The following is a 768-nucleotide window of genomic DNA, read 5'->3' as shown; positions in this document are numbered from 1 at the left end:
CCGCCAAGGACACGTCCAAGGATTCTGCAAAGGAGCCGCCGAGCCCGCCGCCGCAGACCGCGGCCGCCGCATCGCTCGTGCAGCAATCGCCGGCCATGAATTCGGCGTTGCCGACCATTCCGCTGGTGCCGTCCAAGTCGATCATGGCGCCGCCCGATCCGGCTGCATCGAAATTGATTCAGCCCGAGACCATCGAGAAAGCCGCGGAGAAGAAGGCCGAGCCGGCGCCCGCCCCGACCGAAGTCGTCGCCACAGCCGCAAAGCCGCCGGAAACAGCCGAGAGCGAATCCCCCGCGATCGCGGTTCAGCAGACGCGTTTCGCGATCGATCTCGGCGGCGCCAATTCGGTCGACGGCCTGCGCGCGCTCTGGCGCGGCGTGACCAAATCCAATCCGGACGTCGCGGCGCTGCGGCCGATCATCATGATCAAGGAAGGCGCCACCGGGCTCGGCATGCAGCTCCGCCTCGGTGCCGGCCCCCTCGTCAACGCCGCCGCCGCCGCAAAATTCTGCGCGAGCCTCGCCGAGAACGATCGTCACTGCGAAACCACCGTCTTCGACGGCCAGCGCCTGTCGATGCGCGGCTCGGAAAAGACGCAAGACAAGGGACAAGAGAAGTCTCAAGACAGGGTGCAGGAGAAGAACTCGGAGAAGAACCAGGACGCGGTCCCGCAGGCCGAAACCGCCCCCGCGCCCAGCGCAAAACCCGAGAAGCCGCAGCGCCGCCGCAGCTACTCGTCAAAGCGCTCGAAGCGAGAGGAGCCAGCGC

The 768-nt window shown here is 67.2% G+C and carries 1 pseudogene; it reads left to right on the top strand.

Annotated elements, in window-relative coordinates:
• Positions 1 to 768 (top strand): annotated as a pseudogene (locus MOV75_RS40400) (hypothetical protein); the annotation flags it as partial.

The sequence above is a fragment of the Bradyrhizobium sp. PRIMUS42 genome, assembly GCF_023006515.1.
Classification (GTDB): Bacteria; Pseudomonadota; Alphaproteobacteria; order Rhizobiales; family Xanthobacteraceae; genus Bradyrhizobium.
The sequence above is the reverse complement of the archived record's forward strand: the minus strand, read 5'-3'. Positions and strand labels throughout refer to the sequence as shown.